Annotated in this window: 15 protein-coding genes; 3 read left to right on the forward strand and 12 right to left on the reverse strand. The window is 72.6% G+C overall.

The features are described 5' to 3' along the window. Positions 1–23: 23 nt before the first annotated feature. The 10 genes from IH26_RS0141365 to IH26_RS64320 form a co-directional block, all read right to left on the reverse strand. Positions 24–407: a response regulator gene (locus IH26_RS0141365; RefSeq protein WP_030441758.1), complete on the reverse strand. Its 384-nt coding sequence runs from the start codon at positions 405–407 to the stop codon at positions 24–26. Next, complete coding sequence (locus IH26_RS0141370) at positions 404–2,302, reverse strand: hybrid sensor histidine kinase/response regulator (RefSeq protein WP_051809428.1); 1,899 nt, start codon at positions 2,300–2,302, stop codon at positions 404–406. Before IH26_RS0141370 ends, IH26_RS0141365 begins: the two co-directional genes overlap by 4 nt. Beyond that, positions 2,299–2,505, reverse strand: a complete 207-nt coding sequence (locus IH26_RS0141375) for a histidine kinase dimerization/phospho-acceptor domain-containing protein (protein ID WP_084599538.1) — start codon at positions 2,503–2,505, stop codon at positions 2,299–2,301. The genes IH26_RS0141370 and IH26_RS0141375 overlap by 4 nt, the downstream gene beginning before the upstream one ends. 54 nt (positions 2,506–2,559) lie before the next feature. Further along, entirely contained in the window at positions 2,560–3,141 is a 582-nt protein-coding gene (locus IH26_RS0141380) for a hypothetical protein (protein ID WP_030441761.1), read from the reverse strand. Further along, on the reverse strand, positions 3,138–3,581 hold the full coding sequence (locus tag IH26_RS0141385) for a PH domain-containing protein (RefSeq protein WP_030441762.1): 444 nt from the start codon (positions 3,579–3,581) through the stop codon (positions 3,138–3,140). The genes IH26_RS0141380 and IH26_RS0141385 overlap by 4 nt, the downstream gene beginning before the upstream one ends. Before the next feature lie 65 nt (positions 3,582–3,646). After that, positions 3,647–6,748, reverse strand: a complete 3,102-nt coding sequence (locus tag IH26_RS0141390; RefSeq protein WP_030441763.1) for a GH92 family glycosyl hydrolase — start codon at positions 6,746–6,748, stop codon at positions 3,647–3,649. A 167-nt stretch (positions 6,749–6,915) separates the two neighbouring features. Beyond that, positions 6,916–8,034, reverse strand: coding sequence for an endonuclease/exonuclease/phosphatase family protein (locus tag IH26_RS0141395; protein ID WP_245665912.1), 1,119 nt, complete (start codon positions 8,032–8,034; stop codon positions 6,916–6,918). 13 nt (positions 8,035–8,047) lie between these two features. Further along, positions 8,048–8,401 carry a VOC family protein gene (locus IH26_RS0141400; RefSeq protein ID WP_030441765.1) on the reverse strand — a complete coding sequence of 118 codons (354 nt, stop codon included), beginning with the start codon at positions 8,399–8,401 and terminating at the stop codon, positions 8,048–8,050. A gap of 9 nt (positions 8,402–8,410) precedes the next feature. Further along, complete coding sequence (locus IH26_RS54625) at positions 8,411–9,094, reverse strand: patatin-like phospholipase family protein (RefSeq protein WP_063763819.1); 684 nt, start codon at positions 9,092–9,094, stop codon at positions 8,411–8,413. Between the two features lie 15 nt (positions 9,095–9,109). Continuing rightward, complete coding sequence (locus IH26_RS64320; RefSeq protein ID WP_342668349.1) at positions 9,110–9,388, reverse strand: patatin-like phospholipase family protein; 279 nt, start codon at positions 9,386–9,388, stop codon at positions 9,110–9,112. Positions 9,389–9,525: 137 nt separating this feature from the next. Here IH26_RS64320 and IH26_RS0141410 point away from each other — a divergent pair, with 137 nt between their 5' ends. Next, positions 9,526–10,977, forward strand: a complete 1,452-nt coding sequence (locus IH26_RS0141410) for an arabinofuranosidase catalytic domain-containing protein (protein ID WP_030441766.1) — start codon at positions 9,526–9,528, stop codon at positions 10,975–10,977. A gap of 13 nt (positions 10,978–10,990) precedes the next feature. Further along, positions 10,991–12,367 (forward strand): sigma-70 family RNA polymerase sigma factor, encoded by a 1,377-nt coding sequence (locus IH26_RS0141415; protein WP_030441767.1) that lies wholly within the window; start codon positions 10,991–10,993, stop codon positions 12,365–12,367. A gap of 45 nt (positions 12,368–12,412) precedes the next feature. On the opposite strand, the gene IH26_RS0141420 is transcribed toward IH26_RS0141415, so the two are convergent. Then, on the reverse strand, positions 12,413–13,063 hold the full coding sequence (locus IH26_RS0141420; RefSeq protein WP_051809430.1) for a DUF305 domain-containing protein: 651 nt from the start codon (positions 13,061–13,063) through the stop codon (positions 12,413–12,415). Positions 13,064–13,123: 60 nt separating this feature from the next. Next, the gene (locus IH26_RS56585; protein WP_030441769.1) at positions 13,124–13,597 is read right to left on the reverse strand and encodes a hypothetical protein; all 474 of its coding nucleotides are present in this window, start codon (positions 13,595–13,597) and stop codon (positions 13,124–13,126) included. A 665-nt stretch (positions 13,598–14,262) separates the two neighbouring features. Here IH26_RS56585 and IH26_RS0141430 point away from each other — a divergent pair. Beyond that, entirely contained in the window at positions 14,263–15,279 is a 1,017-nt protein-coding gene (locus IH26_RS0141430) for a LacI family DNA-binding transcriptional regulator (protein ID WP_030441770.1), read from the forward strand. The last annotated feature ends 109 nt before the right edge of the window (positions 15,280–15,388 follow it).

Here is a 15,388-nt window from a genome sequence, read left to right on the forward strand (position 1 = left end):
GGGTTGACGGCCGGGACCGGCGCTCACCGTCGGTCGCCGGCCAGCGAGCCGTCCACGGCGCCCAGCAGATCGGCGATCTCGTACGGCTTGACCAGGACGTACCCGGCCCCGCCCGCCAGCACCCGGCGGTGCAGGGCCGGGTCGGTGTCGCCGCTCACGACGATCACCGGGATGTCGCGGGTGGCGGCCGAGGCCCGCAGCGCGGCCAGGACCTGCTCGCCGCCCATGTCCGGCAGGTCCAGGTCGAGCAGCACGAGGTCGGGCCGGTGCCGGGCGGCCCGGTCCAGGCCGGTACGCCCGTCCGGGGCGGAGCCGAACGTCACCCCGGGCCGGGCCCGCAGGATGCGTTCCACGAGCGTCGTGTTGATCGCGTTGTCCTCGATGTAAAGCACGCTGCCCGACGTCATACGCGCGACGCCGTGCGGTCGGCCCGGCGGTCCAGCACCGACCGGATCTTCTCGGTGAGCGCCGCCGCGGTGAACGGTTTGTCGAGGAACGCCACGGTCCGGTCGTCGACGGTCTCGGTCAGCACACCGCGGGTGTACGCCGAGGTGAAGATCACCGGTAGCCCCGGCCGCAGCGCGGTGAGCCGGTCGGCCAGTTGCTGCCCGTTCATCCCCGGCATGATGACGTCGGTGACCAGCAGGTCGATCACCGGATGCGCCCGGGCCACCGCGAGGGCGTGCTCGCCGTCCACGCCGGCCAGCACGTGGTAGCCGGCCGTGGCCAGGATCCGCTCGGCCAGCCGGCGTACCGCGGGATCGTCCTCGACCAGCAGGATCGTGCCGCTGCCGGCGGTGAGCCGCTGCGGCCCGGCCGGCTCGGCGACCGCGGTGGCCGGCGCCGCCGCGACCGGGAGGCGCACCTCGAACGTGGCGCCCTCGCCGGGCCGGGAGTCGACCCGGATCCGGCCGCCGGCCCGGGTCACGATCCCGTACACGGTGGACAGCCCCAGACCCGTACCCTGGCCCTGGTCCTTGGTGGTGAAGAAGGGCTCGAAGACGCGGGCGGCCACCTCGCCGGTCATCCCGCAGCCGGTGTCGGTGACCGTGATCAACACCTCGTCCCCGGTGGAGGAAGTGACCCGCTCGGTGCCGATGGTGAGGACTCCGCCGGCCGGCATCGCGTCCCGCGCGTTGATCGCCAGGTTCACCAGCACCTGTTCGAGCTGGCCGGGGTCGACCCGCACCGGGGTCGGCGCGGCGGCCGGCGTGACCAGCAGGTCGACGTCCTCGCGGATCAGCCGGCGCAGCAGCACCTCGACCCCGGCGACCAGGTCGGCGACGTCGACCACCTGCGGCCGGGCGGTCTGGGCGCGGGAGAAGGTCAGCAGCTGCCGGGTCAGCGCGCTCGCCCGCGCCGCCGCGTCCCGGATCATCGCGAGGTCGCCCTGGGCGCTGGGGCCGGCCTCGGCGATCAGCAGCGCGGCGTACCCGTCGATGACGGTCAGCAGGTTGTTGAAGTCGTGCGCCAGCCCGCCGGCCAGCTGGCCGACCGCCTCGAGCTTCTGCGCCTGCTGCAGCTGCGCCTCGATGCTCTTGCGCTCGGTCACGTCGGCGACCATGGCGAGCGCCCCGACCGGCCGCCCGGCGTCGTCGACCCGGGCGCTCAGCGCGATCCGCGCCCACACCGCCCGCGCGCCCGGGGTCTGCAGGCCGACCTCCACGTGGGGCGCCTCGCTCTCCCCCACCGCGGCCAGCGCCTGCTCGGCCACCGGCCGGTCGGTCTCGGTGACCAGGTCCAGCACCGGCGTGCCGGGCAGGTCGTCCGGGGACCGGCCGACCAGCACCGCGAACCGGTCGTTGGTGTAGCCGATCCGGCCGTCGCCGTCGAGGACGACCACGCCCTCGCTGGTGGTCTCCACGATCTCCCGGAAGCGTTCCTCGCTGGCCCGCAGGTCCGCCTCGGCCGCCTGCCGCAGCCGCAGGTCCTCGAAGAGCGCCGCGCCCCGGACCAGCGCCGGGAACCGGCCGCGCAGCGTCCAGTACCAGACGGCCAGCACCGCGGTCACGGTGTCCCAGGTCGCGGCCTGGAAGTCCATCCCGAAGGCCATCCGCATCGCCAGGCCGCCGTGCACGTCCTTGCCGAAGTAGGGCAGCAGCAGATGGACGGTGTGCGAGCCGTGGTGCACCGCGCAGCTGAAGAAGATCGCCGCGGTGGCCAGCCCGAGCGGGTTGTTCCGCCACTGCCGGGAGCGCCACAGCCCGCGGCCGATGGCGAAGGAGATCGCCAGGTAGGCGGCCAGGATCACCGCGTTGGCCAGGGCGGTCAGCTGCCACCAGGTGTCCGTCCACCCGGTCACGGCGCGGCCTCGGCGTCCGGGTCGGACAGCGCGTTGATCCGGGACAGCAGCTCCTCGGCGCTCTCCCGTACCAGCTCGAGTTGGTGTTCCTGCTCGTCGTTGAGTGGCCCGGGCAGCCGCATCAGCAGCGTCCCGGTGAAACCGATGATGGCGTTCAGCGGCGTACGCAGATCGTGCGCGGCTCGGCGGGACAAGACACTCACGACCGGACCATAACGAGCCCCACCCGGGCTACGGAGTTCCCCGGACGAGTGACCTCAGCTCCGGCGCGGCTCGACCACCCGGGTCACCACCCAGCGATGCTTGCCGATCCGGCGATCACGAACAAAACCCAGTTTCTCGTACGTCGAGAGCGCCCCGTGGTAGAGGAATCCGGCCGCCACCGCGTCCGCGGCTTCCGGGTAGCCCTCGACCGTGCCCCCGCCGAGCCCGGCGATCAGCTCGAGCGCGCCGGCCAGCCCCGCGGTGACCACCCCCTGCCGCCGATGCCCCTTGCCCGCGTAGCAGCAGGCGATCCGCCAGTCGCGCAGGCCGGCGGTGCGGCTCCTCTCGTACTGCGCGAGGTTTTTGATCTGCGGTAGTTCGCCCGGCGTCCCGAACTGGCACCAGCCCAGGCAATCCTCACCGGCGAAGACGAGCGCCGCGTGCGCCCGCCCCGCCCGCACGCGCTCCCGTTTGGCGGCCCGGTTCGCCGCGGCGTCGGTGCGGGAGAGCCCGCCGTGGAACCCCATGCACCAGCAGCCGCCGAAGATGCCGTTGTTGCGCTCCACCAGCGCGGCGAAGGCCGGCCAGGTGGTTTCGTCAAGACCCTTCACCGTGTACGCCCGCGGCCCGGTCACCTCGACGTCCCTCGTAGCGGCGGCCAGTTGTCGTCCTCCTCGCCGGGTTTGCCGCCGGCGTTCTCCCACAGGTAGCGGATGAATTCATACCCGCTGAGCAGGGCGACCTCGCTGGCCGGCAGGGCTCCCCGCGGACCGAGCAGTTCCTCCCGGACGGCCGGTGGCAGGACGGTGTGCTGCACGCCGCGGATGTCGCCCAGTCGCCGCCACTCCCCGGCCAGCTTCACCTGGACCATGTAGTAGCCGGTTTCCCCGCGGGATGCGTTCGGGCCCGACCATTGATCGGCCGGCGCGGTCCGCACCCCCTTGATCTTCGTCCAGGGCACGAACGACGAGCGTCCGAACAGGGGACGCAGCAGCAGCCCGTCGTACCGGATACGGACCCGCGGCAGGGGGCGCCCGCGCCCGCTGAGCGCCAGCAGAATGAGCTCGATCAGCACCCCACCATCGTGCCTCCGAAACGAAAGGCCGTGGGGGCGGGACCGAGCCCCGCCCCCGGCCGGGGTCAGCCGCTTACCGCCAGCTCGTAGATGCGGGCCGCGGTGTTGCCGTCGGACGCCGGGGTGACGACGTTCAGGCGGACGTAGCGGGCGTCGGCGTTGATCGTGGTCGTGGTGGTGTCCGCGGTGTTGCCGCGGATCTGCGCCCGGGTCGTCCACGTGCTGCCGTCGGTGGAGGTCAGCAGGTCGAAGTCGCGGGTGTCCCACTGCGGGTACTCGCCGCCGGCGCCGGCGTGCCGGATGAGCACCGAGCCGACGTGCCTGGTGGCGCCCAGGTCGGACTGGAGCCACTTCGACGAGCCCTGCGAGCACCACTTGTCCGACCAGCCGCCCAGCCAGCTGCCGTTGACCGCCCGGTCCGGGCCCTCGGTGGCGCCGCACGACGAGTCGGCGGTGGCCGTGGTGCGCAGCGCGAGGTCGGTGGCGGCCGAGGACGACCCGTACACCTCGAGCTCGTAGATCCGCGCCGCGGTGTCGCCGTTGTTGGCCGGGGTGGTGGCCTCGAACCGGACGTAGCGGGCGGTGCGGGCCGGGATCGGCGAGTAGGTCCGGCTGTTGCGCATGCCGGTCGCCGTCACCGCGGTCGACCAGGTCGCGTTGTCGGTGCTGGTGGAGATGGTGAACGCGCCGGTGTTCCAGCCGGTGTTCTCGCCGCCCAGGCCGGCGTGCTTGACGACGAACGACGAGACGGTCTGCGCCGAGCCGAGGTCGACGGTCAGGGTGCGCGGGGTCCCACCCGTACACCATTTGCTGTTGTCCTTGATCTTTCCATCGACGGCCATGGCCGCAGACTCGCTGCTCGCGCAGGTGCCCGCGCCACTGGTGATCGTCTTCCCGAGAGCCAGGTCCGGGCCGAGGTCGGGCTCGGCGGCCGGCTGGGTGGCGCCGTCGCCGAAGCTCGGCGGGACGTCACCGCCGCCGGTTCCCCAGGACGAGGGCGAAGATCCCATGGTGTACGCGATGGTCCCGCCCCCGGCGATGTCCGCGTACCTCAGGTAGTTGTGCGAGGTCGGCGTGCCGTTGACCGACAGCGACTGGACGTAGGGGTTCGAGGAACTGCCGCCGCTGATCGTCAGGTTCCCGGTGGGCCGCTGGATCAGCACGCTCGGGAAGAGGCCGCCCTGCACGGCGAGGGTGTCGGCGCCCGGGGTGACCGGGTAGAGGCCCAGCGCCGCCCAGACGTACCACGCCGAGGTCGCGCCGAGGTCGTCGTTGCCGGGCAGGCCGCCCGCGCCGGCGGTGAACGACTCGGCCATCACCCGGCGGACGGCGTCGCTGGCGCCGGACGGCTTGCCGGCGAAGTTGTAGGTCCACGGCACGCCGTGCTCGGGCTCGTTGCCGACGTAGAAGTACGGCAGCGACAGGCCGCCGTTGAGCTGGGTGAAGTGGTGGTCGAGCCGCTGGGTCGCGGTGCCGGCGCCGCCCATCAGCGTGATCAGCGCGCTCAGGTTGAACGGCACCATCCAGGTGTACTGGGCGGCGTTGCCCTCGGTGTACGGCGACTCGGTCGCCGGGTTGAGCGGCCACGGGAAGCTGCCGTCGGCGTTGCGGCTGTGGATGTACGCCGACTCCCCGTTGAACAGGCTGCGCCAGTACTGCGAGTGGGTCGCGTACGTCTGGTAGGCCGAGGTGTCGCCGAGCGCCTGGGCGAACCGGCTGATCGCGAAGTCGCTGTTCGCGTACTCCAGGGTCTCCGACGGGTTGCCGGCGATGAAGTGGTTGGCCTCGTAGGTGGCCTCGTTGCCGCGCAGCACAGAGCCCTGCGTGGCGCCGCCGGTCGCGCTCTTCTTCATCAGCGCCAGCGCCGCCGCGGTGTCGAAGCCGCGGACGCCGAACTGGTACGCCTCGTCCACGATGATCGGCCCCGGGTCGCCGGGCATCACGAAGTCCTCGACGCTCTGCTGCGACCACTTGGGCAGCAGGCCGCCCTGCTGGCCGTCGAGCACCATCGACTTGACGATGTCGGTCATCACGTCCGGCGCGATCAGCGAGACCAGCGGGGTCCAGGAGCGGTAGATGTCCCAGCCGGAGTAGTTCTGGTAGATCGGCGAGGAGGAGGTGTGCACCGCGCCGTCGAAGCCGAGGTACTGCCCGTTGGTGTCGCTGGCGATGTTCGGGTTCATCAGCACGTGGTAGAGCGCGCTGTAGAACTTCCGCAGGTCGGCGGTGGCGCCGCCGGTGACCTGCACCCGGTTGAGGGCGGTGTTCCAGGCGGAGTTCGCGTTCGCCCGTACGGTGTCGAAGGAGGCCGCCTCGGCGGCGGCGTTGGCCTGCGCGTTGGCGGCACTGACGAACGAGATGCCGATCGTGGCGTTGACCGTCGCGTTCGACGAGGTGTCGAAGGTGACGTACGCGCCGGTCTGGGTCCCGCTCGCGGACGCCGAACCGGCCGTGATCGTCGAACCGCTGAACGTGCCGTAGCCGGTCGGGGTGCGGTCGAACTGGATCGAGTAGTACATGGTGAAGGTGCGGCCGCCGCAGAAGCCGCCCGCGGTGTGCGAGCCGTAGACCCGGTTTCCGCTGACCGTCGCGGTGCCGGCCCGGTCGCCGGTGGCCGAGCGGCTGTCGTTGATCAGCAGCCGGGCCGTGGTCGTGGCCGGGTAGGTCAGGCGGAGGGCGCCTGTGCGGGTCGTCGCGCTGAGTTCGGCGGTCACCCCGTACTTGTCGAGCGTGTTCTTGTAGTAACCCGGTGCGGCGCTTTCATTGCTTTTCGTGTACGCGCTGGCATAGCTCGTCCAGGCCGAACCGGGCGAGGAACCGAGCGCGCCGGTGACCGGCAGCAGCGGGATGTCCTCGTTGTTCGGGCAGCCGGCGCCGTTGAAGTGGGTGAGGCTGAACGACTCGACGGTGCGGTCGGAGTCGCGGTAGCCGGAGGGTGAGGCGTTGGGGGTGTCGGGGCTGAACTGCACCATGCCGAACGGCACGGTGGCGCCGGGGTAGGTGCTGCCGCCGGCGCCCCCGCCGACGGGGTTCGGGGAGTTGCTGTCGTCGGTGCCGACGAACGGGTTGACGTACTGGGTGAGGTCCGCGTCGGCGGCGAACGCCGGTTTCGCGACGGTCAAGGCCGCGGCGACCAGGAGGGTCACCGCGGCGAGCGCACGGATCATGGGGTGCCGTCCCTTCATCGGAACAGGGGGAGTTTGACAACGTTGTCAGGCACCATCGAGATCTGTCAATGTTCTTGGCAGTTCCTGCGCGATCGGACGCTCACCAGTGGACGGTCGGGCTCTTGTCCCGCCCGTTCCCCCTCTCCCGCCCGTGAGACGGTGGCGGGTCAGGGCAGGCGGAGGCGCACCTCGACCGGCAGGTGGTCGCTCGGGTACTGCGAATCGGAGCGATAGGTGTTCATCAGCGCGGCGAGCGCGGTGACGCCGGGCGTGGTGAGGATCCAGTCGTCCCGCTCGCCGTCGGGCACCAGCGCCTGGAAGTTGTGGATCGACGCGTACGCCAGGCCGCGCCGCGGCGCGGTGAGCCAGTCGTCGCTCAGGCCGGTCTTGCCGACCAGCAGGTGATAGACCTGGCTGCTGGGGAGCGCCGGCGAGTTGTAGTCGCCGGTCAGGACGATCGGCAGCCGGCCGAACGCGGCGAGCCGCTGGGCGATCAGCGCCGCGCCGTGCCGGCGGGCGTTCTCGCTGTGGTTGTCCAGGTGGGTGTTGACCGCGTAGAAGCGCCGCCCGGTCCGCCGATCGACGAAGAGGACCCAGGTGACCATGCGGGTCACGCTGGTGCCCCAGCTGACCGAGGCCGGCACCGACGGCGTCTCGGAGAGCCAGAAATTGCCGGACTGCTGCGGGGTCAGCCGGGCGCGGTCGAAGAAGATCGCCACGTGCTCGCCCTGGTCGCCACCCAGACGACCAAGACCGATCCGGCCGTACGCCGGACCCAGGTCGCTGTCGATGTCCCGGAGCTGGCCGGGCAGCCCCTCCTGGGTGCCGATCAGGTCCGGCCGCTCGGTGGTGAGCAGGGTGCGCATCACCGGGCGGCGCTGCGCCCAAGAGTTGGGCGGGGTGTCCGAGGCGTACCGCAGATTGAAGGTCATGACATCCAGGTCGGCCGGCCCGGGCGGCCCGGCGAGCGACTCCATCGCGCTCGGGGAGGGGCTGGCCATTATTTGCGGGCTCGCCCGGATCGACAGGCCCGCTTGAACCGACGGGCTCGCCTCGGCCGCGGGGCTGCCCTCCTCCGACGGGCTGGCCTCTGCCGACGGGCTGGCCTCTGCCGACGGGCTGGCCTCTGCCGACGGGCTGGCCTCTGCCGACGGGCTGATCGGGGCGGTGCTTGGGACAGGCAGGGCGGCCGAACTGACCGACGGCTGCCGGACCAGGCCCAGACCGGCGACGGTGAGCACGATGACGACCGCCGCCGACCCGAATCGACGCCGTCGGATGAGCACCGCGCGGACGGCCTCAGGCCGGCAGGGAGTGGGCGATCGGGTGGTGCGGCTCGTACAGGCCCAGCTCTCCCCCGCCGGGCAGCCGGATGCCGGTGCGCCGGCCCCAGCGCTCCTCGCTCACCGGCCCCGCGAACTCGACCCCGCGCCCGCCCAGCTCGGCCATGGTGGCGTCGAGGTCGTCACACATCAGGTAGAACTCCTGCGCCGGGCCGTCGCTCGGGTGCACGGCCAGTTCCCCGGGCGGGGTCTTGAAGATGAGCCAGTCGCCGCCGGCGTCGACATGCGGATACTCCAGCACGTCGCGGAAGAACGCCCGGTCGGCCGCCGCGTCGCGGCTGTACAGGATCACGTGCCCACCGTTGATCACACCTGAAGACTATAGACCCGCCTCGTCGAGGGCCCTGGTGGCCAGGTCACGGCCGAGCGCGATCATCTCGGCGGCGCGGTGGAAGTCCAGCACCCGGCCCGCGCTCACCGGGACCGCGATGTGCACGTCCGGCGGCAGGCCGGCCATCCGGTAGCGGGCGATCATGTCCTGCATCGCGTCCAGCGAGCTGGTGATGACGTCGGCGAGGCGCAGGCTGCCGGGGCGCCGGCCGTCGGCGGCGGCCCGGATCGGGGCGGCGGTCTCGTGGTCGGGACGGCGGGCCAGCAGCGAGACGGCCACGGTCAGGTCCGCCGGGGCCGAGGCGGTGGGCTCGATCGGCACCGGGTTGAGCAGGCCGCCGTCGGCCAGCACCCGGCCGTCGGCGAGCACCGGGGTGATCAGGCCGGGGATGGCGATCGACGCCCGGATCGCCGAGCGCAGCGAGCCCCTCTGGAACCACACCTCGCGGCGGGCGGTGATGTCGGTGGCCACCGCCGTGTACGGGATCGGCAGCTCCTCGATCAGCGTGTCGCCGAGGAAGCCGTCGAGGTGATCGATCAGCCGGTCGGCCGTGATCATGCCGGGCGACGACCACTTGGGGTCGAACAGCCGCAGCACGTCGCGCTGCTTGAGCCCGACCACCCACGCGGTGAACTCCTTCAGCCGACCGGCCGCCAGCACCCCGCCGGCCAAGGCCTGTCCTGCCGATCACGTGGGAGCGAGGCGAGGTCCAGGTGGTGGCTGGCGTCGGCCGCGAAGCGGTCGCATCCCGGTGTTGGATGTGGCCGTTTCGCGGCCGCCGTCAGACGCCGCCTGGGCCACGCCGCAGCCCCGCGTGATCGGCAGGACAGGCCTTGGGGCGCCCATCGACGAGCCGGCCACCGCCACGATCTCCAGGCCGCGCTCGCCGAGCACCTCGATGACGCCGATGTGCGCGAACCCTCGCGCGCCACCGGACCCCAACGCCAGGGCGACCCGCCGGGACACGCTCCGATGCTAGACGGCCCCGGCGGTCTCTCGTAGGTCTTGTTGACCGGCCGGTGGTCTGCCAACATTGACGGGTCTAAATGGGAGCGCTCCCAGGGCTCGCCGTCTCCCACCCCCGGTTCCCGTGCGAGGTCCTCATGTCCAGTCCACGTTCCCGGCGGCGCGCGCTCGCGGCCGCCACCACTGCCCTGGCCGCCGCCGTCGCGACGGTGGCCGGCACCCACCTGGCCTCGGCGGCCACCACCGGCTGCTCGGTCACCTACACGGTCAGCAGCCAGTGGCCGGGCGGCTTCGGCGCCGCCGTATCCGTCACGAATCTCGGCGACCCGGTCACCTCCTGGAAGCTCACCTGGGCCTTCGGCGCCGGGCAGACGGTCACCCAGCTGTGGAACGGGTCCTACACCCAGTCCGGCGCGCAGGTGACGGTCACCAACGCCGCCTGGAACGGGAGCGTCGCCACCGGCGGCACCGCCCAGTTCGGCTTCAACGGCTCGTGGACGGGCAGCAACCCGGTGCCGTCGTCGTTCGCGCTCAACGGCGTGACCTGCACCGGCGGGACCGTCACCTCCCCGCCCACGACCACCCCGACGACTCCACCCACCACCTCGCCGACCACGCCACCGCCGAGCACCACCGGCCCGTGCGACCTCTACGCCTCGGGCGGCACGCCCTGCGTGGCCGCGCACAGCACGACGCGGGCGCTCTTCGGCTCCTACAACGGGGCGCTCTACCAGGTGCGCCGCTCCTCGGACAACACCACCAAGGACATCGGCGTGCTGACCACCGGCGGCGTGGCCAACGCGGCCGCCCAGGACTCCTTCTGCTCCGGCACGTCCTGCGTCATCACGATCATCTACGACCAGACCAGCCGGCACAACAACCTCACCCAGGCCCCGCCCGGCGGCTTCAACGGGCCGGCCGCGGGCGGCTACGACAACCTCGCGAACGCCACCGCCGCCCCGATCACCGTCGGCGGGCAGAAGGCGTACGGCGTCTATGTCGCCGCCGGCACCGGCTACCGCAACAACCACACCAGCGGGATCGCCACCGGCGACGCCGCCGAGGGCATGTACGCCATCTTCGACGGCACCCACTACAACGGCGGCTGCTGCTTCGACTACGGCAACGCCGAGACCAGCAGCACGGACACCGGCAACGGGCACATGGAGGCGATCTACTTCGGCAACATCAAGGTCTGGGGGTACGGCACCGGGAACGGCCCATGGATCATGGCGGACCTGGAGAACGGCCTCTACTCCGGAGTCAATGCCGGATACAACGCGAACGACCCCTCGATCGGCAACCGGTTCGTCACCGCGATCATCAAGGGCCAGCCGAACCAGTGGGCGATCCGCGGCGGCAACGCGCAGTCCGGCGGCCTGTCCACCTTCTACAGCGGTACGCGGCCGAACGTCTCCGGCTACAACCCGATGCACAAGGAAGGCGCCATCATCCTGGGCATCGGCGGCGACAACAGCAACGGCTCGGCCGGCACCTTCTACGAGGGCGTGATGACCTCGGGCTACCCGAGCGACGCCACCGAGAACGCCGTCCAGGCCAACATCACCGCGGCGGCGTACAAGTCGTAGCCGCGCCACCGCCATGAACCCCTCCGCCGTCCCCTCCTCGGTCCCGTCCTCCGTCTCCGACGAGGCGCTGGTCATCGCCGCGCGGGCCGGCGGCCAGCGGGCGATGAACGAGCTGGCCCGCCGGCACCTGCCGATGGTCTACCGGCTCGTCCGGCAGGCGCTGGGCGCCGACCCGGCGGTCGACGACGTGGCGCAGGACGTGATGGTGCGCGCCCTGCGCCAGCTGCCGGCCCTGCTTACGCCGGGCGGCCTCCGGCCGTGGCTGGCCGCGATCGCGGTCCGGCAGATCGGCAGCCACCTGTCCCGGGCGGAGGACGCGGCCCGGCTCACGCCGCTGGACGAGGCCTACGGGCGGCCGGACGCCGGCGCCGAGGTGGAGGGGCCGGCGCTGCTGCGGATGCAGTTGTCTGCGCAGCGCCGGCAGGTGGGCCACGCGGTCCGGTGGCTCGCCGCGGACGAGCGGGCCGCCTTCTCACTGTGGTGGCTGGAGACGGCCGGCGAGCTCACCCGGGCCGAGGTCGCCGCCGCGCTGGGGACCAGCGTCGCGCACACCGGCGTACGGATTCAACGGATGCGCGCGCGGGTGGAGACCGGCCGGCAGATCGTGGCCGCGCTGGAGGCGATGCCGGGCTGCGACGCGCTCGGCGAGGTCGCGGCTGACTGGGACGGCGCGCCGAACGCGTACTGGCGCAAGCGGCTCGGCCGGCACGTCTCGTCCTGCCCGGCCTGCGCGCGGGTGACCGGCGCCCTGGTGCCCACCGACCGGCTGCTGGCCGGCGCGGCACTGCTGCCGGGGCCGGCGACCAAGGCGTCGGGTGTGCTCGCCTGGCTGGCGGCGCATCCGGTGGCGGCGGCGGTCACGGCGGGCGCCCTGGCGGTGGGCATCGCGGTACCGGCCACCACGGGATGGCCGGCGCCGGCCCGGCTGACCAGCTGGTCGGGGTCGCCGCCGGCCTCGTCGGACGGGGTGCTGCGGGCCGGCCCGGTGTCGCTGGAGTCGGCGTCGGCCGCCGGGCGGTACATCGCCGTGGACGGTGACTCGGGGGTGCTCGCCGCGGCGGGCCGGTCGAGCGACGCGGCGGCCCGGGAACGGGCGAGCCTGACCGTGGTCGCCGGGCTGGCCGACGCGTCGTGCTTCTCGTTGCGCGGGCCGGACGGGCGTTACCTGCGGCACTCGTCGTACCGGCTGCGGCTGAGCCCGGACGAGGGGACGGTGCTGTTCCGCCAGGACGCGACGTTCTGCGCCCGGCCCGGTTCCGTCGCCGGGTCGGTGGCACTGGAGTCGGTCAACTATCCGGGCTACGCCCTGCGGCACATCGGCGATCAGATGTGGCTCGACCAGTACGACGGCCCGGACGACTCGTTCTTCGTACGGCCGGCGCTGGGCTGAGACGCGGTGCGCGCCGGCCCGGGCGGCCGGCGCGCACCCCGGGGCTCACACCTGGCCGAGCAGGCCCTTCATCGTGGTGATCTCGGCCTGCTGAGCGGTGATGATCTTCTGGGCGAGTGCCTTGGCCTGCGGGTCGGCGCCGGCGGCCACCTCCCGCTGGGCCATGGCGATCGCCCCTTCGTGGTGGCTGATCATCATGGTGAGGAACATCTTGTCGAACGCCGCGCCGTGGGCCGCGCCGAGCTTGGACAGGTCGGCGTCGCTCATCATGCCGGGCATCGTCATCCCCATGCCCGGCATGGCCGAATGCGTGCCGGAGGCGGGCTGCCCCCAGGCGGTCAGCCACCGGCTCATGGTGTCGATCTCCGGCTGCTGAGCTTGCTCGATCTTGGCGGCGAGCTCCTTGACCTGGGCGTTGCGGGCACCGGTCTTGGCCATGGCCGCCATCCGCACGGCCTGCTGGTGGTGCGGGATCATCTGCTGGGCGAAGGCGACGTCGGCGTCGTTGAAGGCGCCGCTGGCGCTGGCGGTGGCGGTGGCGGTGGCGGTGGCGGTTGGCATCATGGTGCCGCCGTGGCCCATGCCGGTGCCGGCGGGCTGACTGTTGTCGCCTTGGTTGTTGCCGCCGCAGGCGGACAGCAGCAGGACGGCGCCGGCGAGCAGTCCGGCACGGCGCAGGGCAGGGTGAAGCATCATTACGGGTTCGACCTTTCGGAAAGAAAAAGACAACGGGTGTACGCGAGCTCCTCGACGGGGCTATATGCGCAGAACCGTTGTCGCCGTAAGGATCGAAGCGGGCAGCCGCCCGGGCGGGGCACGCGACACCAGCAGGCCCGCAACACGTTGCACGGCAGGGCCGCCGGTCGGCGCAACCAGCACCATGGCCAGCAGCACGGCAACCGCCAGCCCGGTCAGGATCGCCAGGCACACACTCCACCCGTCGGCCATGCCGTGCCCGGCCGGACAGTGATCGCCGGCGCACTCCTCCGCCGCGGTCAGCGACGGAACCCCCGAAGCGGCGGCCCCCAGCAACACAGGCGCCCCCAGCAACACAGGCGCCCCCAGCAACACAGGCGCCCCCAGCGACATGGGCGCCACGGCGGCGTGCCGCTCGGGCGTGGCCGTGCCGGCGTGCCCGAGGGTGTGCATGGCGGTCAGGCCAAGAATCGTGCACGCCAGCAACAGCCAGCGCGTCACGCGCGCACCCGTGCTCGCGGCCGTCCCGGTCACGGCACCACGGTAGCGCGGCCGATCACCGGCTCGGCACGGTGACCCGCCCAGCCTCGGCGTGCGACAGGAGACAGCCAGCTGACGGTTGCCAACCGGCAAGCAGGTAGGCAACCAGCAGACGATGGCCAACCGGCTGGCAACGGGCATGCGGCTGACAACCAGCAGCTGGCCGGCAGCTGGCGGGGGCTGACAACCGGCAGCTGGCGGGCAGGCGGCAGCAGGCGGGCAGGCGGCAGCAGGCGAGCAGGCGGCAGCAGGCGGGCAGGCGGCAGCAGGCGAGCAGGCGGCAGCAGGCGAGCAGGCGGCAGCAGGCGAGCAGGCGGCTGACGACCGGCACGCGGCACGGGGCCAGGCGCGGGCAGGCAGCTGGCGACAAGCAGGCGGCTGACGACCGGCAGCACGTGGGCAACCGACACATGGCGGGCAGGCGGCTAGCAACCGGCACGCGGCAGGTGGCCAGGCGACGGGCAGGCAGCTGGCGACGGGCAGGCAGCTGGCGACGGGCAGGCAGCTGGCGACGGCCAAGCGGTGGGCAGCCGGCACGCTGCAGGCGGTAGGCAGACGGCTGGCGGGCAGGCAGACGGCTGGCGGGCAGGCAGACCGCTGGCCGCTGGCCGGGGGCGGCGGGTATGCGCACCACATCGGCCGTAGGTCAGACTGGTGGCGTGGGAGACGCCGAATCCGCTGCCGAGGGGCGGCGCACGCCGCAGATCCGGGACGTCGCTGCGGTTGCCGGCGTGTCGCACCAGACTGTGTCGCGGGTGCTGAACAACTCGCCCAAGGTGCGCCCGGCCACCCGGCAGCTGGTGATGGAGGCGATGGAGCGGCTGCAGTACCGGCCGAACCGCGCGGCGCGGGCGCTCGGGCTGGGCCGGGCCAACGGGATCACCGTGGTCACCTCGAACACGATGCTGTACGGCTACGCCAGCGTGTTGCAGGGCGTCGAGGAGGCGGCCCGTGTCCAGGGGCTGACCGTCGGCGTCCGGGTGGTCGAGTCGGAGTCCACCGAGGAGGTACGCGCGACCGTCGAGTACCTCAGCGACCCGAGCACGGGCCGGGTCGTGGTGGTGGCGTTCGACCCGGCCGGCGCCGGCGTGCTGCGCGCCCTGCCCGGCGGGGTGCCGGTGGTGGCGGCGACCGAGGCGGGCGGCCTGGCCGGGGTGGAGCGGCCGATGATCTTCCTGGACGAGCGGGAGGCGGCCGCCGACGCGACCCGGCACCTGCTCGGCCTCGGCCACGTGACCGTGCACCACGTCGCGATCCCGTCCGAGGCGCCCGCCAGCGCCCGGCAGAGCGGCTGGCGGGACGCCCTGCTCGAGGCCGGCGCCGCGGTGCCCGAGGTGGTCTCCGCCGGCTGGGACGCCCGCTCGGCGCACGAGGCCGGCCGGCGGCTGGCGGCCGACCCGACGGTGACCGCGATCCTGTGCGGCAACGACGACACCGCCCTCGCCGTGCGCCGGGCCCTCTACGAGGCGGGCCGGGACGTGCCGGGCGACGTGAGCATCGTCGGCTTCGACGATGTGCCGGGGGCGGCCTACTGGACGCCGGCGCTGACCACTGTGCGGATGGATTTCGTGGCCCTGGGCCGGGCCTGCGTCGCCGCGCTGACCGGCGAGGCGCCGCCGCTGGACGCTCCCCGCCTGGTCGTGCGCGAGTCGACGGCCTCTGTAACAAAACCGTAACGCCCTCTTTTCATAAGTCCATGTGACCGGTAACACTGCTCTCGCAAGCCGCGATGTGACCGGTCACATCGACTCCCCGCTTGCCTCCCACCACCGATGGAGGCTCCCG

Origin of the sequence: Actinoplanes subtropicus (assembly GCF_000721705.1) — a bacterium.
GTDB classification, from domain to species: Bacteria; Actinomycetota; Actinomycetes; order Mycobacteriales; family Micromonosporaceae; genus Actinoplanes; species Actinoplanes subtropicus.